Origin of the sequence: Serratia sp. Ag1, assembly GCF_000743355.1 — a bacterium.
In the GTDB taxonomy this organism is placed as follows: Bacteria; Pseudomonadota; Gammaproteobacteria; order Enterobacterales; family Enterobacteriaceae; genus Chania.
The window spans coordinates 1-1,474 of the sequence record NZ_JQEI01000088.1; the positions used below are offsets into that span (position 1 = coordinate 1).

The window sequence follows — 1,474 nt, forward strand, 5'->3', positions numbered from 1 at the left end:
GCGTATAGGTGGTGCGGTACCCCATCAGCTCTTTCGGATCCAGCAAATCGCCCTCCTGGCGCACCGCTGTCGGTCGCCATGGCATAGGGGACAGCCCCTTCGCCAGTTCCCCCTTCCAGGTGACTACCTGATGGGTGGCATACGCGGCAGATACACGGTCAGGCGTGGCGGTATCCAGCCCATAAAAGGCATGGGTATTGGAATGATATTTGTCGGCTAACCTTGTATGAAAGACCTCAACGGACTCTATCATGATCTTTTTGAAAATTATCCAATCCTCTGCCAACTGCGCCGGATTACCGCTGCTGTTTTGAGGGTTTAGCAGGTTGAGGTCGTTCAGCCGCCACCAGTCGGTCTGATTGAGATAAATATCTGTGTAGGGATCTTGGTCTGGGTAGCTCTTCTTGTTGCCATGACGATCCACAATGTTCAGCCAGTTCTTGCCATACAACGGTGAAGGCAGCAGCTCCAGTGGGCCGGGAGACTGGGAGCAGATAGCGGTCATCTCGGCGGCATTGCGCCCCAGAACATGCGAAATTATATAGCCCTGTGGGGTTGACTGGGGGTTCTCGGTACCGCGCTTCATTCGGGTATAGGCTGCGGGGGCCCCAGTTGAGGGCATCACCCCGTGCACAATGCCGTAGATATTGGCCTTTCCCCCCAGCACTTCAGAGTAGTAGCGTGCCACCAGTCCCCCCATGGAATGGGTGACCAAAATCACCTTGTTGCACTTGTACTTCATTGGCGCTTCACGGTATTTTTTGAGCAGGGCATCAATATAGTTTTTAAGGCGTTCTGCAGACTCGATGTTAGAGCCCAACCAGTTATAGCCCATGGCATGAACCGGAAAACGGTAGTTATCCAGAACCTTCAGATCCCCTTCAGTCAACGCCTCGGCCTCGCGGCTGTACTCCACACCCAACAGCTTGTTTAACAGTTCCTGACAGGCCTTGCCTTTTTTATCGCGGTGCAGCGTATGCTGCAACCAATCCAGAAACGTGCCATAGCTCATCTTGGCCACCTGCCCCCAACCACGATCTCGGCGGCTGCCAAACAGTTTGCTTTCGGTATCCCTGGCCAGCACGGCCTCTTTCGCCTTATTGTAAGCATCAATCTCTTCCCGCGTGGTTCTGCTGCCCGGAGGATACTGGCCCTCTAACACCGCCATCTCATACTGCAACGGGTCAATAATCTTCCCGCGATCATCGACCTGCACTTTGTTCGGATCGAGTTGTTCCTTGCGTTTGGTTGCGCTGCCGGCGAACGGCAGTGACCAACCCAATAACGAGGTTTTTCCATCCAGTCGCCATATAGCATCGCCCTGCAGATTTTTGTTCTTAGGAATGGTTTGCAGATTGCTGCCCATTATTCCCGGTAAAAAAACGATGGGGATCACCCGAATATCATCAAGGTAGATAATGGCCTTTTTATTATCTTCTTTTCTGCCTGGGGTGATGGAGGCGGTATACCGCCC

At 53.1% G+C, this 1,474-nt stretch carries 1 protein-coding gene; it reads right to left on the minus strand.

From position 1 onward, the window contains the following. On the minus strand, positions 1–1,474 hold a 1,474-nt coding region (locus IV04_RS24110), incomplete at both ends, for a triacylglycerol lipase (protein ID WP_072010974.1).